This window comes from Sinosporangium album (genome assembly GCF_900100605.1).
Taxonomy (GTDB): domain Bacteria; phylum Actinomycetota; class Actinomycetes; order Streptosporangiales; family Streptosporangiaceae; genus Sinosporangium; species Sinosporangium album.
Genome location: NZ_FNCN01000017.1, coordinates 23,052 through 46,674, shown reverse-complemented (window position 1 = coordinate 46,674; position 23,623 = coordinate 23,052). Strand labels below are relative to the sequence as shown.

Here is a 23,623-nt window from a genome sequence, read left to right as displayed (position 1 = left end):
TCGCGTATTACGCATTTGATCAATCAGGCGAAAGTGGTCAAGTGAATGCCAAGGAACGGAGTACACCTGGCCATGTCTCCGCCTCCGGCGTCCGACGGCGGACATGATTTCCGGCAAAGTCCCCTTGCCCCCACCGCCGGGGCCGCGCCCCCAATCCTCGCCGGCCCCTCCGCACGCCCACCGCCCATGCCACGCCATAGCCACGCCATAGCGCTGAGCCCGCACCCGCAAGCCCTGCCCGCGCCGGAAGGAGCTCGCGTGTGTCAGGGTGCCCGCCGAAGGCTCGCGCCGTGCACGCGCTCAAGCTGATTCCATGAGGAGCACCACCATGGCGCCCTTGCTCAGTGTCGTCGTCCCCTACTACAACGTCGAGCCGTATTTCGAGGAATGCCTGGCCTCGCTGGCGGCGCAGACGTTGAAAGACGTCGAGTTCATCCTGGTGGACGACGGTTCTGTGGACGCGAGCGCGGTCATAGCCAAAAACCGGGTGGACAAAGACCCGAGATTTCGCATCGTCGAGCAGGAGAACCAGGGCCTCGGCCGGGCGCGCAACACCGGCACGGCCCACGCGACCGGCACCTACCTGGCCTTCGCCGACAGCGACGACGTGCTGCCCCGCACGGCGTACGAGACGCTGGTCACCTCGCTGGAGCGCACCGGCTCCGACATCTCCTGCGGAGGCGTGCGCCGGTTGAGCTCGGCCGGCATCACCAAATCGTGGTCGCATGTCGAGCCGTTTCGCGCGACCCGCAAGAAGACCCATGTGCGTGACTTCACCGCGCTGCTCCAAGACCGCACGGTGTGGAACAAGGTCTACCGGCGCACGTTCTGGGACGCCCACGGATTCGAGTTCCCGGGCGGGCTCTACGAGGACTCACCGGTCACGGTCGCGGCCCACGTGCTCGCGCGGAGCGTCGACGTGCTGCGCAACGTCGTCTACTACTGGCGCATCCGCGAGGACGGCGACCGCTCCATCACCCAGAGGGCCAGGGAACTGCCCAACATCGTCCACCGCATGGCGGCGGTGCGCACCGTGGGCCGCTTCCTCGCGTCGAACGCCCCGCAGCTGAAGCCGCTCTACGACCGCTACATGCTCGACGTCGACCTGAACCTGGTGGTGAACGCCATGGGGTCGGTCTCCGCGGACGAGCGCCGGGAGCTGCTGAACCTCGCCGACGCCTATCTCGCCGACATCGACCCCGAGGTGTTCGAGGGGCTGGCCTCGATCCGGCGGCTCAAGTTCCACCTGGCGCGCAGGCGCATGGTGCCGGAGCTCCTTGAGGTTCTGGACTACGAGGCGAACCGGTCGGGCTCGGCCCGGGTCAAAAGCGTCGGCCTGTTCCGCCCGAAGTGGTTTGTGGAACACCCCTTCTTCCGAGACCGCTCGCGGGGTGTCCCCGACAGCGTCTATGAGTTCAGCCGGGAGATGGTCCTGCATTCCAGGGTCGAGGACGTGACCCCCTGCCCGGGCGGGCTCACATTGAACGGCCGCGCCTACATCAAGGGGCTCAACGCGGCCTCGGCCGATCAGACCAAGATCCGCCTATGGCTGTCGGACCGGGCGACGGGAGCCGTCGTCGAGCTGCCCGTCACGCGCACCCTCAGGCCGGAGATCACCGCCGACGCCGGGGACGCCGCGCACATTTACGACTGGGCCGGCTTCCAGACCTCGGTCCGGTTCTCCTCCCTGCGCACGGGGCGGCGCTGGCGCAGGTCCGCGTGGGAACTCCACGTGGAGGTCACGGGCCGGGGCGTCGCAAGGACCGGCCGCGTCGCGGGCCCCTGGCACGCCTACCGGCGGCTGTTCCCCGGCCACGAGATCGTCCCCCGGGTGGTGGTGCAGCCGGTCTGCTCGGAGGACAACCTGTTCCTCCTCCAGGTCAACGAGGCCAGGGCCATGGTCACGGCCGCCGAGGTGGACGGCGACGCGCTGGAGCTCCGCGGCTGGCTGAAGAAGCCGACGCCGGGAGCGAGCCTGTCGCTCGTGCGGCGCAGAGCGCGCGACAGGATCGACATCCCGGTCGAACTGGTGGCCCACATCGGCAAGTCGTCGGAGTTCAGGGCGCGCGTCCCGCTCGCGGACCTCCCCTGCACGGGCCCGGCCGCCCCGGGGAGGCAGACGGTCCCGGCGGGCGACGGGGTGCTGTGGGACTTCTGGATGGTCGGCACCGGTAAGAGGAAACGCGTGATGGTGGAGGGCGGGCTGGCCCTGCCCCGGCACGCCGACGGCGTCAGGGAGGCCGCGCTCACCCGCACCCTGTCCGGCTGCCTCAGCCTCGTCGAGAGGGCGCCGCGCCCGGTGGTCGGGCAGGCGCACTGGACAGACGACGACAGGCTGGTGCTGCGCGGCGACGTGGCGGTGGACGGGTGGCGGCCCGAGCGCATGAGTCTGCGGCGCCGCCGTACGGGCGACAGCTACGAGGCGGCCGTGCGCTTCCGCAGTGAAGACGGCGGGTTCACCGCGGAGTTCGCGCCCGCCGCCATGCCGGGCCCGGGAGGCGAACTCCCGCTCGGGCGCGGCCTGTGGGACCTCCTGGTCGAGGGGCCGGACGGCGAGGTGCCCGTCGTGGTCGACCGGGCCGCCTTCCCGCTGCTTCCGGCTCCGAGGGTGGCGGGACACCACGAGTACACGCTGGGCACGCACCAGGCCGACGCCGCGCACCTGCGGGTGCGGCACGCGCTGGGGCACGACGAGCGGGGCGCGCGGGCGCGGGCGGTCCTGCGCGACAGCGTCTATCCGCGCCTCCGGCGGGAACCCCTGCGCGACCTCGTGGTGTTCGACAGCTACGCGGGCTCGCAGTTCTCGTGCAATCCGCGCGCGGTCTTCGAGGCCCTCCGCGAGCGCGCCCCGCACCTCGCGGCGGTGTGGGTCACCAAGGACGGCCAGTTCGCCGTGCCGCCCGGCACGCGGACCGTGCTCGCCGGCAGCCGGGACCACTACGAGGCGATGGCCCGCGCCCGCTACGTGGTGGGCAACTTCGGCCAGCAGCGGTGGTTCGACAAGAGGCCGGGCCAGACCTATCTCCAGACGTGGCACGGCACGCCGCTCAAGCTCATGGGATACGACCTCTCGGCCCGGCCGTACCGCCGCACCGAGAAACTCGACTGGATGCGCGCCGAGGTGCCGAAGTGGGACCTGCTGATCTCCCCGAGCCCGTTCGCCACCCCCCTCATGCGCAGCGCCTTCGGCTACCAGGGCGAGATCCTGGAGGTCGGCTATCCCCGTAACGACGTCTTCTTCCGCGAGGACGCCGCCGAGCGCGCGCGGCGGACACGACGGCGGCTCGGGGTGCCGGAGGGCGGCCGGGTCGTGCTCTACGCGCCGACGTGGCGCGACGACCGGTACGTGGCGGCGGGCAAGTGCCTGTTCGACCTGGAGCTCGACCTCGCCCGCCTGCACGCGGTGCTCGGGGACGGCGTCACGGTGCTGGTGCGCGCCCACTACCTGGTCACCCAGCGCAGGCGCCAGGCGCTGCCGCCCTCCGCGATCGACGTCTCGCGCTTTCCCGACATCGCCGACCTCCACCTCGCCTCCGACGTGCTGGTCACGGACTACTCCTCGGCGATGTTCGACTTCGCGAACACGCGGCGGCCGATCGTGTTCTTCACCTATGACCTGGAGCGCTACCGCGACGAGGTCCGCGGGTTCTACTTCGACCTGGAGGAGTGCGCGCCGGGGCCGGTGGTCCGCACCTCCGACGAGGTGATCGACGTTCTGCGCGACCTCGACGCGGTCGCCGGCCGGTACGGCGACGCCTATACGGCGTTCCGCGAGAGGTTCTGTCCCCACGACGACGGCGGAGCCTCCGGGCGGGTTGTCGGCCATCTGCTCGGGCGCTGACCCTCGTGCCGCGTACGGCGGAGCCGGCCGGCGGGCGGGGGCTCCCGGCCGGCCGGGCTCCGGCCGTACGCGAGCGTCGCCGTCGCTTGACCTGGAGGTTGGTCATGCACAGCGCTCGCGGGTCTGACTACGTGAAAAATGCCCTCAAGCACGCCTATGGGCGCTTCCCTTTTTGGTGGGGGAGGCGCCTTTCGTCGTCTCCGGCTTCCGGCGAAGGTCAAGAACCGGCATGGAGATCTCCTAAGAGTCACAGAGAGTGACAGACCATAGGCCGGACGTGGTCATGCTGGCATTCATGAGGACCTTTTCTCTGGAGGACATCCACGCCGCACGAAAGCGGCGAGACTCGTGGTGGACGGTGTTCGCCGTCGACCCGCTTGCCTGTCGCCTGGCTCTGATCGTCGCGAATCGGACGGAGATCACGCCCAACGGGCTCACGGTGTTCTCTCTTCTCCTCGGGATGGGGTCCGCCGCGTCACTGGCCCTCGGCCACCTGTGGGCCGGGGCCCTGCTTTTCTACCTCAGCTTCATGGTCGACTGCATGGACGGCAAGATCGCCCGTCTGAAGGGCACGGGCACGCCGTTCGGTCTGTGGCTCGACTATGTGGGCGACCGGATCCGCGTGGTCTTCTGCGCCGCGGGACTCGCCTACGGGCAATACGCGGTCACGGGGGACATCCTCTACATCGTGGTCGGTGCGGGCATCGCGGTGCTCGACCTGTTCCGATACGTCAACGCGCCTCAGATGAAGCGCGTGCGGGACACCGTCAAGCGGCACCGCCGGGCGCTCTACCCGCCCCGGCCGCGCGAGGAGATGGACGCGCTGCCCTCGGCCACGGAGGCCCCGGCGGTCCCCGTGGCCGCGGCGGCTGCGGGGACTGCGGGGACTGCGGGGACCGCCGCGGCCGTACACGCGCTTCCCGCGCACGGCGGCCCGGCCCCTGCGGGGTCGACGGCGCACGCGGGGGCTACCGGCAAGAACGCGGAGACCGGGGTGACGACCGAGGCAGGAGCGCTCGGCACCGCGGCGGAGCAGGGTGGGGGCCCGTTCCGCCGGTTCGACCGCTTCCTGGCCCGGCACCGGGTGCGCAGCCATCTGATCAGCGGCATCGAGTTCCACGCCGCCGTGTTCGTGGTCGCCCCGCTGCTCGGCGCCGGGGCGCTGGTCCCGATATCCGTCGGGGCCGGTGCCCTGCTTCTGGCCAACGAGATCTTTCTTGTCTATCGGATGTGGCTCTACACGCGTGGCGCGGCGCGGCCGGCCGACAAGAGCCACGAGCACGCGCTCGCTTGAACGGATTCAACGGGGGTCCAAGTCATGCAGTCAGACAGGCCGGTCTTCGTCATCGGCTGCCCGCGCTCCGGCACCACGATGCTGCAGCTCATGCTGCACTCGCATCCGCGGATCGCGGTGCCGCCGGAGACACGCTTCCTGATTCCCGCCTACTACCACCGCCGGGTCTACGGAGACCTGCGCGAAGTGGGTGCGAGGCGTGAGCTGGCCGAGTGGATCGCGAAAGACCGCACCACCAAGTTCCGCGACCTCGGCGTCGACGGCGCCGAGTTCGTCGAGCATGTGGCGAACGGGCCGGGCTCTCTCGGATCGGTCATTGGCACCGCGTTCCGCGACTACGCCGACAAGTACGGCAAGGCGCGGTGGGGCGACAAGCGCCCCAGCTACGTGAAGCAGATCGACCTGCTGCTCCGGCTGTTCCCGGACGCGCAGTTCATCCATCTGATCCGTGACGGGCGCGACTGCGTGGCCTCGCTCAAGGAGATGCCCTGGTACACCCTGGACGTCAACCACGCGGTCGCCACCTGGGCCGAGGCCATCGACTTCGGGCGCCGCCACGCCCGCAGGCTCCCCGCCGACACCTACTACGAGCTGCGTTACGAGGATCTGACCGCAGACCCCGAGGGCGAGCTCAAGAGGCTGTGCGTGTTCCTCGACGAGGACTTCGACCCGGCGATGTGCTCACCGCGCGAGGCGGCCAGCGTCGCCGTACCTCCGCACAAGGTCTGGCACAGCAACACCCACACCGAAGTGAACCAGAAGAAGGTCGGAAGCTGGGCGGAGCGCCTTGAGCCGTGGGAGATCGCCCTGTGCGAGCAGATGCTGGGGGAGCGCCTGACATCGCTGGGTTACACGCTCTCGGGCGCGCCCCGCGTGACGGCGAAGCAGCAGCTCACCTACCACCGCACCGCGCAGCGGCGCAAGGCGTCGCGGCTGCGCCGCGAGCTGCGCGACCGGGTCAACCGGCTGCGTGAGCCGAGCCCGGTCGCGGCGCTGCTCACCTCGGAGCAGCGCGCTCTCGCCGACGTCCCGCGGGCGTCGGCGCAGTCCCCCGAATACGTCTGACCCCGACCACCCCGAGGGGCCGCCACAAGGGGTCACCGCGAGGGGTCACCGCGAGGGGCCGCCACGAGTGGTCACCGCGAGACGTGGGAGAACAGCCTCTCCCATCGGTCGAGCACGTGCGGCAGGTGGAAGCCCCACGCATGGGCACGAGCGGCGTCGCCGAGGCGCCGCCGCTCGTCCGGCGAGGCCATCAGGGCCGTGAGCGCCTCGGCGAAGGCCGGGACGTCGGCCGGGGGCACCAGGACGCCGCCGTCCCCGACGGCGGCGCGCACCCCTCCCGACACGTCGAAGGACACCGACGGCACCCCGTGCGCCGCCGCCTCACCGAGCACCAGCGGCAGCCCCTCGTGCTCGCTCGACATCCCGAGGACGGCCGCGCCCAGGTATTCCGCCCCCATCTCCGAAGCCGGCACCCGCCCCCGGAACACCACCCGGTCGGTGACCGTATGGCGGGCAGCGTGCGCCGCCAGGCGCTCCCGTTCCGCGCCGTCCCCGATCAGGTGCAGCTCCCAGCGCTCCGGTACGGCACGGCTCGCCGCGGCGAACGCCGAGATCAGCCGGTCGAACCGCTTCACACCTTCAAGCCGCCCGACCCCGAGCACCCGCCTGCCGGTGAGCGGCGAGGCCGCGTCCGGCCAGGTGGGCAGCGGATTCGGGATGGCGTAGGCGTTCGGCAGCAACGCGTGCTCGGTGAACCGCCAGGCGTCGTCCTCGCTGAGGAACACCGCCTGGTCGAGCTTGCCGTACTGCCTGCGGATAGAGCCGAGATGCCACGAGCCGCGGGCGTGCTCGTAGGAGCCGTGATACTGCCCGATGCGCCGCAGCCGCGGCGGCACCAGCTCGGCGAGCCGCGCGACCACCCCCGGCGAGGTCATGATCACAAATCCGGGCGGCAGCTCGTCGAAGAGCCCGCGCAGCACCCGGTCGCCCCTCCACCTGGCCACCCTCCCCAGCGGCCCCAACGGCGTCCTGTGGATCACGTGGTGGTGATACAGCGGGCGCTCGACGTAGCGGAACGGGTGGACCGCCCGGTGCAGGCCGACCACCTGCACCCCGTAGCCGCGCTCCGCCAGCCCCTGGGCGACGGTATGCGTGACCCGCTGAATGCCGCCCAGCGTGTCGGCGTCCATGCACACGAACACCAGCGACGCCCCCGGGGGACGTACGGCGCGGCCGGGCCCGGCGGCGGGCCGCGTGCTCTCTGCTGCGGCCGTCATCGGGATGCTCCCGTCGAGGCGGCCACCGGCCGCGGGCGGCGGTACGGCGCAGCCGTCCGCGGCCCGGGTTCGAAGAAGGCGGTGACGACCCGCTCCGCCGCGTGGCCCCGCTCCTCCGCACACCACAGCCCGCGGAAGGACCGATAGCGTTCGGCGTAGTCGGCACCGACCCTCCCCAGGTCGCCGAGCGCCTCGACGACCTCCTCGGTCGTCGTCACACAAGGACCGGGGGCGATCGACGGCAGGTCGTGGTAGACCCCGCGTCCGACGAGCCGGAACTCGTCCCAGTCGTCGATCAGGAACAGCATCGGCCGACCGGTGATCGCGTAGTCGCACATGATCGAGGAATAGTCCGTCAGGAGCGCGTCGGAGGCGAGCATGAGGTCGTTGACCTCCGGATACGATCCGGCGGGCCGTACGAAATGCCGCAGCTGCTCAGGCACCCGGTAGCGTTCCACCGGATGGGTGCGCAGCAGCACCACCCACTCTCCCGCCAGGCGTTCCGCCATCCTCGCGAGATCCGCCCTGACCGACCTGCCGGAGCGTTTGAGCTGGTCGCGGTAGGTCGGCGCATAGAGCAGCACCCGCGCTCCCGTCGGGATCTCCAGGCGCTCCCTCACCCGCCGAGCCGCCTCCTCGTCACCGCGCACCAGCACGTCGCAGCGGGGAGACCCGAAGCGCAGCACCGGCCCCTCATAGCCGTTCGCCGGCAGGAACACCCGCTCGAACTCCGCGCCCGGCGACACCAGCGCGTCCCACCGGGCCACCGACGCACGCCAGGCGGTCCGCGGTCCGTCCATATCGGAGCGCAGGTCGGGGGCGTCGAAGCCCACCGTCTTGATGCCCTGCCCGTGCCAGGTCTGCAGATAGCGGGTTCCGCGCGGCTTGGGGAAATCCAGCGGGAGGTTGTGGCTGTCCACCCATATGCCGGCGCGGGCGAGCATCCAGATGTAACGCCAGCTCATCCGGCGCACCAGCGTCACCTCCGGCGGGAACGCCGCACGCCTTTTCGCGACCGACCACACCGCGCGCACCGGCAGCTCGCGCCGCCGCATCTCCTCGTAGATGTAGCGCGGGTTGCCGGTGTAGCCCTTGCCGCAGTCCGCCTCGAACAACGCCAGGTCCGGCCGGGGCGGCACCACGCGGATCAGCCCCTTGTAGACCTTGAGCTTCACATCCGTACGGCACAGCTTTCCGATCACCTTGCGCCGAGCGGCCAGCAGCAGCGGGACCCGCCGCCGCACCCCCTCCTGCCGCCACCACATCCGCAGCCAGGCCGCGCCCCCCTCACGGTCGGCCGTCACCGTGTGCCCGGCGGCGCGCACCTCGACCGGTTCGAGCGCCCGATCCACCAGCAGTCGGTCGGTCGTCACATGTCCGTCCCCATCGCGGGTGAACCCGATCTTCGGCTCGTGCCACCCGGTGTATCCCAGGCCGAACCGGCCCGGCGTCCGCTCGGCCAGATCGACCCGGACCTCGCTCAGGTAGGACCCGTCGTCCTGGCGGCGCGGCGCAAGCCGTACCTTGCCCGTCTTAAGCTGGAGGAAGGCGGTCCAGCGGGGGTTGCGGTCGAGCACGTGGAACGGGTCGTAGGTGCGTACCGACAGCACCATCGCGGTGCCGTCGGCCCACATCTCCGCAACCTCGTGGCGCAGCCGCGCCGCGCTGTACGGCAGCTCCGCCAGGCGGAGCGCGGTGATGTCCAGGGCGGGGTCCGGTTCGGTCCCCCAGTAGGTGCGCCCGTCCACCGTGACCGCGGCCCGCGGCGGGGCCATCGGCCCCGTCAGCGACCGCGCCGCCACCGCCAGGTCGTCGATGCGATCCGCCGTGATCAGGTGGCAGCACACCCGCAGCGTCGGCGGCAGCCGCGCGACCACACCCGGCTCGATCCCGTCGATGTACGGCCGGACCACCTCGGCGAACTCCTTCGTCCACAGGCGGTCCCGCGCGGCCAGCGGGTTGAGGTAGACCCGCAGGTCCTGGCGGAGGAACCGGTGCTGCCGCTCGGGCACCAACTCCGCCAGCCCGTGCCCGCGCAGGATCTCGTCGCTCGCCCGCGCCGCCTCGACGCGGTGGCGCACGTTGTCCATCTCCCTGATGCTCAGCGAGATCGACGTGCGCGGCCCCGTGCCCTCCGGCGCCCGGTGCCACAGGTAGACTGGCCACGGCACCACCGCGAACCGCCGCGCCACGGCGAACAGCTCCGCCGTGAACACGTGGTCCTCATAGTGCAGATCCTCGCGGAACCGCAGCCCGTGCTCCCGCAGGAAATCCACGCGGTAGAGCTTGTTCGTGGAGAACCCGTCGATGAACATCTCCGGATCGGCCGCGATGCCGTCGACCGTCCTGCGCCGGTAGAGGTTCGGGTAGTACCGCTGCGTCCTCCCGGACGTCTCGTACAGCCGTGAGATCTGCCCGGTCGCGAAGTCCGCCCCGGTCCGCTCGATCTCGGCCATCATGCTCTTGCACGCGTGTGGCGTCAGCTCGTCGTCGCTGTCCACGAACATCACGTACGGCGACCGCACCCGCTCCAGCCCCTCGTTCCTCGGAGCCCCGCACCCGCCGCTGTTCGCCGCCCTGCGCACATAACGCACCCGGGGATCCTCCGCGGCCAACGCCCTGGCCGCCCCCTCGGTGCCGTCCGAACTGGCGTCGTCCACGATGATCACTTCGAGGTCGCGAAGCGACTGGCCCAACACCGACCGCACCGCCCTCGGAAGCCGCTCCGCGTCGTTGTACACGATCACGACCACGCTACAGCCCGGCATACATCCCCCTGTTGATCCCGACCTGAGCTATTCCCGAGAGTAAGTCCGCCAGTGTCCGGACTTATGGACTACTGACCGGTTCTTTGCGGGTCTCTATCCCAGGAACTCGGCGATCTACAGGAGCCTGACGCTCGCTGTCTATGCATGGACAACCGACAGGGGAGGAGATATAACAGCAGGTAGAGAGCAGTTTCATAGCGCAAACTGTTCATGATCGCCTAATTTGCTTGTCAAAATGCACGTTAGGTGCAGGGAGAGCCCTCATGCTTCTGCGATTCAGGGTCGTCAACCATCGGTCCATCCGTGACGAGGCGGAGCTCTCTCTGGTCAGCACACGGCTCACTGCGGCGAGACCCCCTGATGGCGACTGGGCCTCCGTCACCACGAGGGTGGCCGGAGTCTATGGAGCCAACGCCTCCGGCAAGTCCACCGTGCTCGAAGCCTTGGCCTTCATGGTCGACGCCGTGCGCTATTCGGCAACTCGGTGGGGCGATAGGGAGAGGTTTCCCTATAGGCCCTTTGCGCTTGATGACAAGTCGGCCGGCCGTCGCTCCCTCTATGAGCTGGACGTTGTTTTCGATGGGATTCGCCATACTTACGGCTTTGAATCCTCTGTGGATGGGATTGGTGGAGAGTGGCTGTATAGCTATCCGTCTGGCCGGAGACGGGTGCTTTTTGAGCGTCATGGGCTTGAGGGTTCGGAGATCGAGTTCGGGCGATCGCTACAGGGGGAGAACGTACGCATTGCCCGGCTGCTTAGGCCGCCGATGCTGTACCTGTCGACTGCAGCGAACAGTAACCATCGCTACCTGCGCCGCTTGTGGACCCAATTGGTCTCAGATTTCCGGTATGCCGAGCATACCGAGATGGACATGAATGCGCGGTTCATGTGGGCGCGCGGGCTCCTCGAAGGGGGAGGCAGGCTGGCTCAGGCCGTAGCGCTGCTCAGATTTGCCGACCTCGGGATAACAGACGTCGTCCTCGACGAAGAGGACATCGACGAAAAGATCATTGCGGCTGTGGCCCACTTCCTGGAGACCTTCCCTCTGGAGGACGAGTCCGCGCGAGGATCGGTGAATTCCGAAGAGGTCCTTGCCGGCCTCAAGAAGCGAATAAGATTCGCGCATTCCAGTGGTGTCCCCGGGCGGGAGTTCGTGCTGCCTCTTGCGCATGAAAGCAGCGGGACAATGGCCTGGTTGGCCTTGGGGATGCCCGCGCTGTCGGTTCTGAAAAATGGCGGTGTTCTGATCGTCGACGAGTTGGATTCCAGCCTGCATCCGCGTCTGGCGGCAGCATTGGTGGCGATGTTCAAAGACTCCGGCTTCAACCCGCGAGGTGCCCAGATCATCTTCACCTCCCATGAGACCAGCCTGATGGGCTCCCTGGTGGACGGCGCCCTGGAAAAAGACGAGGTCTGGTTCACAGAGAAAGGGGTGGACGGCGCCACGGAACTCTTCTCGCTGGCGGAATATCCAGTCCGCCCGACCGACAACATCGAGCGCAGATATTTTCAGGGAAGATACGGCGCTGTGCCCGTGATCTCACTTGACGAGCTGCGTTCGGCAATCATCAAGGATGAGGGTGAGTAGGCAGGGGTCGCGCCGTGGTGGCGATCTCCGTCGTCGTCGGAACACCAGATCTGAGAAGTCAAGGATTCTCATCGTAGCCGAGGGGGAGAAAACAGAGCCTCAATACTTTAAAGGGCTTGCGCGCCTGCTGCGGGCGACCGGTGTCGACGTCTACAAGCTTGACGTCGAAAGAATCGGTCGCGATCCTCTGAGAGTTGTGGAGCGGGCGTCCTTCCTGTATCGGAAAGCGCACCCCGGTGAGCGTTACGACCATGTCTGGTGTGTGGTGGATGTCGACAGGCACCAACTCCTCGAAGCTGCTCTGAGAGAGGCGAACCGCCTCTCCATAAGTATGGCGATAAGTAATCCCTGTTTTGACCTATGGATTCTCTGGCATTATGCGGATCATAGGTCCTATGTGGACCAAGAGGCTCTGCGACGCAAACTCAAGTCGTTCGGGATCTCTGACAAGAACCTGCCGGTCGGATTTCCTTATGGTGACTACAAGGTGGCGATACGGCGCGCGGAGTCCTGTGGGTTTCCCGGCCGTGATGGCCTCAGGGTGCCTGATAACCCATTTAGCTCTGTCTCTGATCTTGTGAAGCTGGTGGCTTCAGGAAACTAGATCGATGTTCAGGCGGCCCTGGGCCTTCTGAGGCGTCAGTCGCGGCGGCCGAGGAGGCGGCGGACGGCCCAGATGAGGGTGAGGATGACGGCGAAGCCGACGAAGACGGGGGCGGCGCGTTTCAGGAGGGGGGCGCCGGCGACTTCGAGGAGGTCGAGGGCTTCTTCTTCGGGGCTTCGGGGGGTGCGCACGGTGCCGGCCGGGCGGGAGGGCTCGGCGGGTCTCGGGGTGGGCGGCACGGTGATGAGGTGGGGCCGTTCGGTGTCGTCGGCGAGTTCGGCGCCGTGGGCGGTGTCGGGCACCTCGGGAGCCGTGGGTGCGGCGGCTGCCAGGGCTGCGGTGCGAGGCTCGGCGGTCTTGGCCCCGGGTTCGGCCTCGCTTTCCGGTTCGGGTGCGGGGCCGGCCAGGAGGGCGGAGAGGTTCGCGGCGAACCGGTCGATCAGTTTGCCGCCGACCTCGGCCATGACGCCCCGGCCGAACTGGGCGGGGCGGCCGGTGATGTTGAAGCCGGTCTCGACGGTGACCTTGGTGTGGTCGCCCTCGGAATGCAGCCGCGCGGTGACGGTGGCGGCGGCCGTGCCGGAGCCCCGCGATTCCTTGCCCACGGCCTTGATGGTCAGGGCGTGGGCGTCCTTGTCGATGTCCTGGATGGACGCCTCGCCCCGGTAGGTAACGGTGATCGGGCCGACTCTGACCTTGATTCTGCCGGTGAAGTCGTTGCCTTCGACGCTGTCGAGGGTGGCTCCGGGTAGGCAGGGGGCGACGCGCTCGACATCGAGGAGCACGGACCACGCCTGCTCGACCGGAACGGGGACCGAGAATTCGTGCTCGAATCGCATCACCATGGAACGACTCCGTTCTGTGTGCCTTTGTCGTGTCTTCTCGGTAGCGCCGTGCAAAGTGCTAGATGAGCATTCTGCATCGGGCGACGGGTTCGGGCACGGCCGTCATCCCGCACCCGCCGCGGTGCGTATCGCGCGGAGGGTGAGCACACGCGCAAAATGCCGCCCATGAGCGTGAGGGGGCCGATACAGCGAAAGTATGCTCTCGATCTCCCCCGTCAATCCCCTGACGGCTCGTGCGGAACTCACCGAGGCTCTGACCTGCAATTTTAGTGCCGTCCTGCTCGGCGGGCGCTCAACGGTCGGGGCCGCGCACGACGCGGGCGATGATCGCCACCAGCCCCGCGAAACCGAGGCCCGCGACCAGGACGGGCACCATCTGGTAAGCGTCGGTGGCGCTCCCCGTGATGTACGCCACGCCCATGCTGATGAACAGGAGGCCGCTGAGAAGCGCCATCCAGTCGGTCCGGTGGCGCATCCGGCGCTCACGCCGCCCCTCGGTCGGAGCCCCCTCCGGAGCGCGCGTCGGGGCGGTCGGGGCGGTCGGGCCGGTCGGGTCAGGCAGCATGCCGCACATCCACATCGCCGATGCCCGCCACGACGTTCAGCACAATGGTGGCCACCGCGCCCTTAGGCGGCACCTCCGGCTCAAGCACCATGCGATGCCGGACGCCCGTGCCGCCCCTCACCGAATGACCGATCTGCACGTCCCCGATGCGGACACGCCCGTCGACCTCGGCCCGGACCGTCGGTGGAAGGATCACCGTGAGCTCGCCGACCGAGACCTCCGCGTCGAACGTGGTCCTGCTCCCCGGCGCGAGCACGAGGCCGCTGAGGTCCAGCGTGCCGGACCCGAATCCCAGCTTGTATGTTCTGTTCGCCTCCGCGGCACTCGTTGGAGCCCACGTCATCGTCGCGCCCCTCCCCGGCGTGTCGCTCACCGCCGACCCCACCATCAGCACCAGCGCCACGGCGGTGCCCGCGGCCACCAGGCCCATTCCCCGCCCGAACCACGTGGCCACCAGGAGCCCGAGCCCGATCGTCACCAGAACCGCACCGCCCACCACCGGGACGTTCACGCTTCCCGGAACCGACTGTGTCGCCACGACGACACCTCCAACGATCATCGAGAGGCACAGCGTCGCCGCGCCGACATAGGACTTCGGCCGAGTCCGTTTCTTCGCTGTCCGCGGTGCCTTCGCCGGTGGCGGGGCGGTCGCCACAGGAGGCACCTGGGAGGCGCCGACGTGTTCACCGCGTCGGCGCGGATCGAGCGGCTGGTACGGCCCCCGCCGTACATCGCCTTCACCCGGCATATAGGGACCGTGCGGGGCGAACGGCTCGCTGGACGCCGCGAAGCCGAGCCCGCCGAGGGTCTGCCCGTGCGGCGGTACGGCGGAGCCCGGCCGCGGATGCTCCACCGTCCCAGGAGCGGGCGAAGGAGCGGGTTCGGCCCTCTGAGCGGGCGCTCGAAGGGGGGCCGACACCCGTGTGCGCGCCTCCGGTGCCTCAGCGAACGGGTGAGGCACCGGAGGCGTCAAAGGCGCGGGCGGCGACTCGGGTCGCGGCGGCTGAGCTTCGGCGGTGCCGTACGGCTCGGGCCCCGCCTCCCCGCCCTTCGCACGCCACGCGCCGACCCGGTCGGGCGCGGAGCGCGCCAGGCCGATCAGGTCGGCTCCGTGGGCGCGGGCCGCGAGCACCGCGATGGCGAGCAGGGTGCCCACCAGCAGCGTGTCCAAGCCGATGCCCCCGGCTGCCAGGCTGAGCAGCAGACCGATCGTGAAGATGGCGGTCAACAGGGCGAACACCGTCTCATCGCTGAAGGAACGGCGTGTCCACTGCCCGGCCAGGCCGGGCCGGCCCTGCGGGTTGCGCATCAGGAGAAAAGCCGCCGCGTACAGCATGAGCCCGGTTCCCGAGGCGACGAACAGCAGAGCGAACGCGACGCGGAACAGCACCGGGTCAATCCCGGCGTGCCTCCCCAGTCCCGCGCAGACTCCGGTGAACATGCGCCCCTCATCGCACCGCCGGAGCTCCCTGCGCCGCGCGGTCGCCGTCCCCGCGTCCCCGGCTTCACCGTCGCCGTGCCTCTGCGCGGGCTCACTGGGATCGATCCCGCTGTCCGTCATGTCACCATCGTGGCCTTTCGCAGGTGGGGCTGACATCGGGGACACCCCTGAGACGTCCCGGAGGTGTCACACCTCAGGGCGCCTGCTCAGGGCCGATGCCCTGATATCCCTTATAGGGGACCTATCAGGGCCCGGCCCTGATGCGATTACCCCGTCTGACATGTGACGATGCAGGGAACATGGCTGACCGACAGACCCTCCGCCACGCGCCGTCCGCGCCGCCCGAGGAAGACACCCCGTATCCACGGCTGCTGCGGCCGGTGGAGGGACGGCTGGTGGCCGGAGTCGCCCAAGGGGCCGCCGAGCAGCTCAGACTCGACCCCGTGGTGCTTCGCCTTGCCTTCGTCCTGCTGGCGATGGTCAACGGTATCGGCGTCGTGGCCTACGCGGCGATATGGCTGTTCACACCCCAGCGCCCCCACGAAGGCCCGCCGCCCCCGCGCGACTGGAGCCAACTCGCCGCCTTCGTCGCCATCGGCTTCGCCCTGCTCACCGTCGGCTGGCTCACCGGCACACCCGCCGAACGCATCACCGCCTGGCCCGTCGCCGTCGCCGGCATCGGCGCCCTGATCCTCTGGCAGCAGGCCGACCCCGGACGCAGACAGCGCTGGATGCGCGGCGCCTCCGAAGGCGCGTCCAAGAACCGGGTCAGGACCGTACTCGGCATGGCCCTCGTCGTGATCGGCGCCGTCGGCGTCCTCGCCGCCGAAGGCGGACTCGCCCAGGCACGCAACGCCCTCCTGTTCACCGGCGTCGTCGTCGGCGGACTGGCCCTGATCGCCACCCCGTGGCTCGCCGGCCTGTGGAAAGAACTCCGGCAAGAACGCCGCGAGCGCATCCGCCAGGAAGAACGCGCGGAAATGGCCGCTCATGTGCACGACTCCGTCCTGCACACCCTCACCCTCATCCAGCGCAACGCCCACGACTCCCGAGAAGTCAGCCGCCTCGCCCGCGCCCAAGAGCGCGAACTGCGCAACTGGCTCTACCAGCCCAAGCAGGACGCCGACGCCACACTGGCGGCAGCCGTACGCAGAGTCGCCGCGGAAGAAGAGGACGCGCACGGCGTGCCCATCGAAGTGGTGTGCGTCGGCGACCGCGAGCTCAACCCGCGCCTCTCGGCCATACTCCAGGCAGCCCGGCAAGCCATGGTCAACGCGGCGAAATACTCGGAGTCACCGGTAGTGTCCGTTTATGCGGAGGCCGAACCGGACGAAGTTACGATCTTCATTAGAGATCGCGGCAAGGGCTTCGACCTCGACGCTGTACCCGAGGACCGCATGGGCATCCGTGAGTCGATCATCGGCCGGATGGAGCGGAACGGAGGAAACGCCAGAGTACGGACGGAGCCCGGCGAGGGCACCGAAGTGATGTTGACCATGAAGCTGGAGACGCCGTGAGCCCCGTCAAGGTACTGATCGTCGATGACCACCGCCTCTTCCGGGCCGGCGTCCGCGCCGAACTCGGCGACGCCGTCGAGGTCGTCGGCGAAGCCGAAGACGTCGACTCCGCCGTCGCGGAGATCGCCAGACTCCAGCCCGAAGTCGTACTCCTCGACGTCCACATGCCCGGCGGCGGAGGCCAGGAAGTCCTCCGGCGCGTCCTCGGCTCAGGTGCCCACGTGCGATTCCTCGCCCTCTCCGTCTCCGACGCCGCCGACGACGTCATCGGCGTCATCCGCGGCGGCGCCCGCGGCTACGTCACCAAAACCATCAGCGGCCGAGAACTCGCCGACGCCATCCGCCGCGTCGCCGAAGGCGACGCCGTCTTCTCCCCCCGCCTCGCCGGCTTCGTCCTCGACGCCTTCGCCTCCACCGAAGCGCCTCCCATCGACCCCGAACTCGACTCCCTCACCCAGCGAGAACGCGAAGTCCTCCGCCTCATCGCCCGCGGCTACGCCTACAAGGAAATCGCCAAAGAGCTCTTCATCTCCGTCAAAACCGTGGAAACCCACGTCTCCTCCGTCCTCCGTAAACTCCAACTCTCCAACCGCCACGAACTCTCCCGCTGGGCCAACGCCCGCCGCCTCGTCTGACCCCCTCCTCCACCCCCGACACCTTGTCCAGCTCTGTCCGGTTTACGCGCCCCAGGATTGGACACTCCCTGTAGAACCATGACCGACACCCCACCGGGACCCGCCCACCCCGGGCCTCACCTCCCGGAAAATCGGCCACCCCGGGAGCGCGAGGGGTCAAGAGCCCCCTCGCCGCGCGCCGCAGGCGCGCAATCAAACACAGTTCGGCCAAGGTCTCGGGAGTCGGCCCTTTCGCCTTGCTTCTGTTCGGGAGTCGGCCACCCCGGGAGCGCGAGGGGGCGCCGGTGCTTGGACTGAGGAGCGCCGGGAGCGCAGCGACCAGAGCGACGAGGGAAAGCACCGGGTTAAGAGCCCCCTCGCCGCGACGCGAAGCGTCGCCATTAGAACCGGGTTAAGAGCCCCCTCGCCGCGACGCGAAGCGTCGCATTTAGACAGGAGGGTTTTGCGTGGGCCGCGACGTGTCGGCGCGAGTGTTCAGCCGCGAAGATCGGCGAATCTATCGCGATAAAGTGCGACGCTGTCTCGACGTGTTCGCCCGTCTGCTGCGGGAGTCCAGGTTCGGGTTCGACCAGCCCCTCGTGGGCCTTGAAATCGAACTGAACATCGTCGATGCGCGCGCTGAGCCCACCATGCGCAACGCCGAGGTGTTGAACGCCATCGCCCAGCCTGATTGGGCCACGGAACTCGGCCAGTTCAACGTCGAGATCAACATTCCACCCCACTCGTTCAGCGGCGACGGGCCGAGACACCTCGAAGATCTGGTGCGCCAAAGGCTCAACCTGGCCGAACAGACCGCGGCTTCGGTCGGCGGCCATCTGGTGATGATCGGCATTCTGCCGACCCTCAAAGAAGACGATGTCCGGGAGGGCACGCTTTCCGCTAATCCCCGCTACAGGCTTCTCAATGAGCAGATTTTCGCCGCTAGGGGCGAGGATCTGCATTTGGAGATCGACGGCGTCGAGCGGTTGGACACCTACGCCGACAGCATCACCCCGGAGGCGGCCTGCACGAGCGTGCAGCTGCATCTTCAGGTGACGCCTGAGGACTTTCCCGCCCACTGGAACGCCGCCCAGGTTATCGCGGGGGCGCAGGTCGCCGTGGGGGCGAATTCGCCGTACCTGTTCGGTAAGGAGTTGTGGCGTGAGACGAGGATCAGCCTTTTCGAGCAGGCCACGGACACGCGGCCGGCCGAGCTGAAGGCTCAGGGGGTGCGGCCTCGTGTCTGGTTCGGCGAGCGCTGGATCACCTCGGTCTTCGATCTTTTCGAGGAGAACGTCAGGTATTTCCCGGCGCTTCTGCCGATCTGTGAGGATGAGGATCCTGTCGAGGTCGTCGACCGGGGCGAGACTCCTGAGCTGGCCGAGCTCACCTTGCACAATGGCACGGTCTACCGTTGGAACCGGCCCGTGTACGCCGTGGTCGACGGCCGTCCCCATCTGAGGGTCGAGAACAGGGTGCTTCCCGCGGGTCCGACCGTGATCGACGCTGTGGCGAACGCCGCCTTCTACTACGGGCTTATGCGCGTACTGCCGTACGCCGAACGCCCGATCTGGACGCAGATGCCCTTCGCTGTGGCCGCGGACAACCTGTTCACCGCGGCGCGCTACGGCCTGGACGCGCGGATCTACTGGCCGGACCTCGGGGAGGTTCCCGCGGCGGAGCTGGTGCTGCGCCGGCTGCTGCCGCTGGCGTATGAGGGGTTGGATCTGTGGCGCGTGGATCCTGTGGTCCGCGATCGGCTGCTCGGGGTGATCGAGGGCCGTTGCCTGGCCGGGGTGAACGGGGCGAGCTGGCAGGCGGCGACGGCGGAGAGCTACGCGGGCCTCGGCCGTGGAGAGGCGCTGCGGCGCATGACCTTGGACTATGTGGAGCGCATGCACGGCAACGAGCCGGTGCACACGTGGGACCGGCCCGGCTGAGGGGCTTCGGCTCTCTCCCGGGGCGTGCGCGCCCGGGTGCTCGGGAACTCGCGTGCCCGGGGTTTGCGTGCGCGGGGTGCCGCAGGCGCGACGTAGCCTTGCAAAAGTGCTGGGGAGATCGCTGGCCGTCCTCGTGGCGGCGAACGTGCTGAACAACCGGGTCGCGCCCCGACTGGCGCCGCTCACCTCCGTTGTCGCGGTGGCCGCCCTGGTGGCGATGGCCAGGAGGTCGGGCCACACCTGGGATGAGTTGGGGTTCCACCGCCTGTCCCGGGGGGCCAAGGTCGGCGGTGTGCTGGCCGCCGCCGTCGCCGGTGTCTACGGGGCCGGGGTCGCCATCCCGCAGACGCGCCCGTTCTTCCAGGATCAGCGTGCCCTCTCCCTCAGCCGGGCCAGAGTGCTCGAAGAGGCCCTTCTCCAGGTCCCGGTCGGCACGGTGCTCCTTGAGGAGGTCGCGTTCCGCGGCGTCCTCCACGGCCACCTCGCCGGACGCCACGGACACCGTGTGGCCACCGCCCTCTCGTCGCTCCTGTTCGGCCTCTGGCACATCCTCCCGGCGATCGATATGGCCAGGGCCAACCCGGCTCTCGCCGAGCTGTCGGCCGGGCGTGCGGTGCCCCCGGCGTACGGCGGGGGCACCGGAGGCGCCGACCCGGGTGCCTCAGACCCGGCCGGATCCGAGGGAGGCCGGACGGCAGGCCCGGTCGGCCCGGGTCCGGGGAGGGCGGCCGTGGTGCGTACGGTGGCCGGCACCGTCGTGGTGACGGGCCTGGCCGGGGCGCTGCTCTGCGAGCTGCGCCGCAGGAACGGGCTGCTGGGCCCGTCGCTTCTGCATCTGGCGACCAACTCTCTCGGCTACGCGTTCGCGCGCCTCAGCGCCTCCGCGTCGGACGGTTCGTAGCGGAGGAACCCCCGTGGCGCCGGGGCCGCCTCCCCGCTTTCGCATGGGTGATAAGTCCGCTCTTGGGGCGACGACCGATGACAGGTCGGCGAACACCGGAATCACCCACTGTGTGAGAGCGTCATGTCCGGCTCCGCCGTACGCCCAGAATGGCGCAATTTACCCCTCTATAGTTGTCCACTATGCATGATCTTTCTGCTCGCGGACCCGCGCAACTGATCAGGATCATGTGGATCGTGGCGCTGGCGGTCGCAGCCGGGATCATCGCGAGCCCGCCGGCCCACGCAGCGGGAAGACAGGTCATCCTCATCGGTGTCCCTGGGCTGACCTGGGACGACATCTCATCCGACCGCACACCCACCCTGTGGGCGCTGGCGCATGAGGGATCGGTGGGCAACATCGCCGTGCGGGCGGTCGGCAACCCCTCGTGCGCCATGGACGGGTGGCTCACCGTCTCGGCCGGCACTCTCGCCGACGCCGGCGATCGCTCCTGCCCGGCCCCGGCTTCGCCCGGTCCCGACGGGCGCGTCCCCGCCTGGGAACGGCTGCGCTCCGTCAACGCCGCCACCCTCTGGCGCGCCCCCATCGGGCGCCTCGCCGACGCGGTGAAGGGCGCCGGGGCCTGCGTCTCCGCCGCCGGGCCCGGCGCGGCCCTCGCCGCCGCCGACTCCTCGGGCCGGGTCGCCCACTACAGCCCCACGGTCGCCGAGGCCGACCTCACCGCCTGCCCGGTGACCATCGTCGCCGCTGACGGCATAGCCCAGGCGCACGCCACCGCCGCAGAAGCCACCGCCGCAGAAGCCACCGGCACAGAAACCACCGGCACGGCCACAGACACCGCCACAGCCCCTAGCTCCGGCGGCAACGGTGGTGAGGAGTACGGCGGAGCCGAGGGCCGCGAGCGCGAGCGGGCGGTCCAGGAGGCCGACCGGCACGTCAAGGACGTCCTGGCGCGGGCCCCGGCAGGGGCGACGCTGCTCGTCGCCGCCGTGGCCGACGTCGGGGACCCGCACCTGCGGCCCGCGATGGCGCTGGGCCCCTCCTCCGACGGCGGGGAGTTCGCCGAGGGCAGGCTGGCCTCGGCGGGGACCCGGCGCCCCGGCTTCGTCAAGCTCACCGACCTCTTCCCGACCCTGCTCACCGCGGCCGGGATACCCCTGCCTGAGGGGGCCACCGACACGTCGTGGCGTCCCGCGCAGGCGCCCCAGGACTCCGACGGCGTCGCCGCCATGGCCGCCGCCGACCGTACGGCCGGGGCCGTGCAGTTCCTGGCGGCGCCGTTCTTCATCACTGTTGTGGCCGCGCAGTTCCTGTGCTACACCCTTCTGGCATTCCGGCTGCGGCGGAGGACGGCAGGGCACGGGACACGGCCTAGGACACGGCCTAGGACGTTCGCCGCGGCGCGGGTGGCGGCGCTGGCGTGGGCTTCGGTGCCGGTGGCGATGCACCTGGTGAACCTGCTGCCGTGGGCGTCGGCGTCCAGCCCGGAGGCCGCGCTGGTCGGCGGAATCCTGCTCATGACGGGAGCCGTGACCGGGATCGCCCTGACCCAGCGGGGGCTGCTCCGCCCGATCGTCGCCGTGGCGGGGATCACCTGCGTCACCCTCACGCTCGACCTCGTCACCGGCTCGAACCTGCAGATGAACAACCTCAACGGGCTCTACCCGATCAACGCGGGCCGCTACTTCGGGCTGGGCAACGAGGCGTTCGCCGTCTACGTGCCCGCGACGCTGATCACGCTGGCGGCGATCGGGGCACGGATGCGGGCCGCCGCCGTACGCCCGCGCCTGGTCGCCGCGCTGGTCCTCGTCCTAGGCTGTGCGGTCCTGGGGGTGATCGGCGCGCCTTTCTGGGGGGCGGACTTCGGCGGGGTGCTCGCCTTCGCCCCGGGTCTCGTGCTGCTCGCCGCCTTGGTGTCGGGCACGTCCCTGACCGTGCGCCGGGCCGCGGCCACCATGATCGCCGCACCTGCGGCGGTGCTGGCGCTCGCGTTCCTGGACTCGTTGCGCCCCGCCGCCGACCGGAGCCACCTCGGCGCGTTCTGGCAGGAGCTGGTCTCGGGCCGCGCATGGGAGGTGATCGAGCGCAAGATGGCGATGATGCTGGGCTCGCTGGGCGCGGACTGGGTGACCTTCTTGGCCGTGCCCGTCTTGGCGCTGCTCCTGCTGGTGCTGCGGGGCGGCCGGTTCACGCCGGGTTCGCTGCGCGCCGCCTTCGCGCGGGTCCCCGCGCTGCGCTGGGGGCTGCTGTCGACCTGGTTCACGGTGGCCGTCGGCTTCGCCGTCAACGACTCCGGTGCCGCCATCCCCGGCATCGCCATGCTCGTGGCCGTCCCCCTCGCCGTTTACGCGTCGGTCTCGGAGGCCGTGCCCGGTTCCCGTTCCCGGCCCCGCCCGGTCGGTTCCGAGGGCGGGGCCGCGCGCGTACGGCGGCCCCGGCCGTCCGACGTCATCACCGCCTGCCGGGCCTTCGGTGCGCGGCTACTAGGGGGCGGCGCGGAACCCTGCGCGCCCCCGGTGCCGAACGCCGCCGTCGGGGCTCAGGCGGTGGGAACCACCTGGAAGGCTTCGGCGTAGCGCCCTTCCCCGAACCCTGCGGCCGAGGCCATCTGGCTCCAGCGCCCGCGGGCGAAGTCGGCGAAGCCCTCGATGTGGCCGACCTGGCTGACGTGGGACTGGAGGGCCGCCAGTTTGCGGTCGATGGTGTCGGTGATGTCCACGTAGTGGTTGGGCGTGGGGCCGCCGGACAGCCAGACCTCTCTGACCGTCCACGCCTCAAGTCCTTCGTCGCGCAGCAGCTCGGGGAAGGCGTAGGGGTTGCGGGCGTCGGGGTAGACCGCGTCGATGGCGGCCCCGCCGACGGCCCGGTGGTCGGGGTGGCTGGGGGAGATGGCCTGGTAGTTGCGTTCGGGGCTGTGGGTCATCAGCAGGTCGGGGCGCACCTGGCGGATGGCGCGGGCGATGTCGCGGCGCAGGTCGAGGCTGTGGACGACGGTGCCGTCGCGGTAGCCGAGGAAGCGCACGTCCTCGACGCCGACGGCCTTGGCGGCGGCCCGCTGCTCGGCGCGGCGGAGTTCGGCCATGCCGGTGTTGTCCAGTTCGCGGTCGAACCCGCCGGCGTCGCCATCGGTGACCACGCAGTAGGTCACCTCGACGCCTCGTTCGGTGAAGAGCGCGATCGTGCCCGCCGATCCGAAGTCCACGTCGTCCGGATGGGCGGTCACCACCAGCACCCGGTTGATCTCGGCCGCGTCGAGCATGCGTTCTCCCTGGTCGGCTCAGTAATGCGGGTAAGCACTATGAGAATGGTGCATATCCGCACCCGTGACGCGCAACGCCGGGTGGGAGGGCGACTATTCCGGGCTGTGCCGCGATTGTCGGTGGCCGACCGTACGCTAGGGACGTGCCCACCCGAGTGTCTGT

At 69.6% G+C, this 23,623-nt stretch carries 16 protein-coding genes; 10 read left to right on the top strand and 6 right to left on the bottom strand.

Annotation, left to right across the window (positions count from 1 at the left end; all coding sequences use genetic code 11):
• The first annotated feature begins 328 nt into the window (after nt 1-328).
• From BLQ73_RS18365 to BLQ73_RS18350, 3 genes are all read left to right on the top strand, one after another.
• A complete protein-coding gene (locus tag BLQ73_RS18365; protein WP_176955535.1) occupies nt 329-3,841 on the top strand; it encodes a bifunctional glycosyltransferase/CDP-glycerol:glycerophosphate glycerophosphotransferase in 3,513 nt (1,170 codons plus the stop codon).
• A gap of 295 nt (nt 3,842-4,136) precedes the next feature.
• Entirely contained in the window at nt 4,137-5,135 is a 999-nt protein-coding gene (locus BLQ73_RS34120) for a CDP-alcohol phosphatidyltransferase family protein (protein ID WP_245691178.1), read from the top strand.
• Nucleotides 5,136-5,159: 24 nt separating this feature from the next.
• Nucleotides 5,160-6,200 (top strand): sulfotransferase family protein, encoded by a 1,041-nt coding sequence (locus tag BLQ73_RS18350; RefSeq protein ID WP_093171705.1) that lies wholly within the window; start codon nt 5,160-5,162, stop codon nt 6,198-6,200.
• A 71-nt stretch (nt 6,201-6,271) separates the two neighbouring features.
• Here the strand turns inward: BLQ73_RS18350 and BLQ73_RS18345 are convergent, their stop codons facing one another.
• Both BLQ73_RS18345 and BLQ73_RS18340 read right to left on the bottom strand, forming a co-directional pair.
• Nucleotides 6,272-7,417: a glycosyltransferase gene (locus tag BLQ73_RS18345; protein WP_093171704.1), complete on the bottom strand. Its 1,146-nt coding sequence runs from the start codon at nt 7,415-7,417 to the stop codon at nt 6,272-6,274.
• Nucleotides 7,414-10,185, bottom strand: a complete 2,772-nt coding sequence (locus tag BLQ73_RS18340; RefSeq protein ID WP_093171703.1) for a bifunctional glycosyltransferase/CDP-glycerol:glycerophosphate glycerophosphotransferase — start codon at nt 10,183-10,185, stop codon at nt 7,414-7,416. The genes BLQ73_RS18345 and BLQ73_RS18340 overlap by 4 nt, the downstream gene beginning before the upstream one ends.
• A gap of 263 nt (nt 10,186-10,448) precedes the next feature.
• Between BLQ73_RS18340 and BLQ73_RS18335 the strand changes: the two genes are divergently transcribed.
• Nucleotides 10,449-11,774, top strand: coding sequence for an AAA family ATPase (locus tag BLQ73_RS18335; protein ID WP_093171702.1), 1,326 nt, complete (start codon nt 10,449-10,451; stop codon nt 11,772-11,774).
• Nucleotides 11,767-12,378, top strand: a complete 612-nt coding sequence (locus BLQ73_RS18330; RefSeq protein WP_218125918.1) for an RloB family protein — start codon at nt 11,767-11,769, stop codon at nt 12,376-12,378. Before BLQ73_RS18335 ends, BLQ73_RS18330 begins: the two co-directional genes overlap by 8 nt.
• 35 nt (nt 12,379-12,413) lie before the next feature.
• Here BLQ73_RS18330 and BLQ73_RS18325 read toward each other — a convergent pair whose 3' ends face one another.
• From BLQ73_RS18325 to BLQ73_RS18315, 3 genes are all read right to left on the bottom strand, one after another.
• Complete coding sequence (locus BLQ73_RS18325; protein WP_093171700.1) at nt 12,414-13,223, bottom strand: SRPBCC family protein; 810 nt, start codon at nt 13,221-13,223, stop codon at nt 12,414-12,416.
• 292 nt (nt 13,224-13,515) lie between these two features.
• Complete coding sequence (locus BLQ73_RS18320; protein ID WP_245691177.1) at nt 13,516-13,788, bottom strand: hypothetical protein; 273 nt, start codon at nt 13,786-13,788, stop codon at nt 13,516-13,518.
• Nucleotides 13,778-15,349 carry a PspC domain-containing protein gene (locus BLQ73_RS18315; protein WP_176955534.1) on the bottom strand — a complete coding sequence of 524 codons (1,572 nt, stop codon included), beginning with the start codon at nt 15,347-15,349 and terminating at the stop codon, nt 13,778-13,780. Before BLQ73_RS18315 ends, BLQ73_RS18320 begins: the two co-directional genes overlap by 11 nt.
• 179 nt (nt 15,350-15,528) lie before the next feature.
• Here BLQ73_RS18315 and BLQ73_RS18310 point away from each other — a divergent pair, with 179 nt between their 5' ends.
• From BLQ73_RS18310 to BLQ73_RS18290, 5 genes are all read left to right on the top strand, one after another.
• On the top strand, nt 15,529-16,746 hold the full coding sequence (locus BLQ73_RS18310) for an ATP-binding protein (protein ID WP_093171698.1): 1,218 nt from the start codon (nt 15,529-15,531) through the stop codon (nt 16,744-16,746).
• Nucleotides 16,743-17,381, top strand: coding sequence for a LuxR C-terminal-related transcriptional regulator (locus BLQ73_RS18305; protein ID WP_176955533.1), 639 nt, complete (start codon nt 16,743-16,745; stop codon nt 17,379-17,381). Before BLQ73_RS18310 ends, BLQ73_RS18305 begins: the two co-directional genes overlap by 4 nt.
• 509 nt (nt 17,382-17,890) lie before the next feature.
• Nucleotides 17,891-19,300, top strand: a complete 1,410-nt coding sequence (locus BLQ73_RS18300; protein WP_245691176.1) for a glutamate-cysteine ligase family protein — start codon at nt 17,891-17,893, stop codon at nt 19,298-19,300.
• A 106-nt stretch (nt 19,301-19,406) separates the two neighbouring features.
• A complete protein-coding gene (locus BLQ73_RS18295; protein ID WP_245691175.1) occupies nt 19,407-20,201 on the top strand; it encodes a CPBP family intramembrane glutamic endopeptidase in 795 nt (264 codons plus the stop codon).
• A 182-nt stretch (nt 20,202-20,383) separates the two neighbouring features.
• Nucleotides 20,384-22,777, top strand: a complete 2,394-nt coding sequence (locus BLQ73_RS18290; RefSeq protein ID WP_143020321.1) for an alkaline phosphatase family protein — start codon at nt 20,384-20,386, stop codon at nt 22,775-22,777.
• Here BLQ73_RS18290 and BLQ73_RS18285 read toward each other — a convergent pair.
• Nucleotides 22,741-23,460 carry a PIG-L deacetylase family protein gene (locus tag BLQ73_RS18285; protein ID WP_093171694.1) on the bottom strand — a complete coding sequence of 240 codons (720 nt, stop codon included), beginning with the start codon at nt 23,458-23,460 and terminating at the stop codon, nt 22,741-22,743. The genes BLQ73_RS18290 and BLQ73_RS18285 overlap by 37 nt on opposite strands.
• Nucleotides 23,461-23,623: the final 163 nt, after the last annotated feature.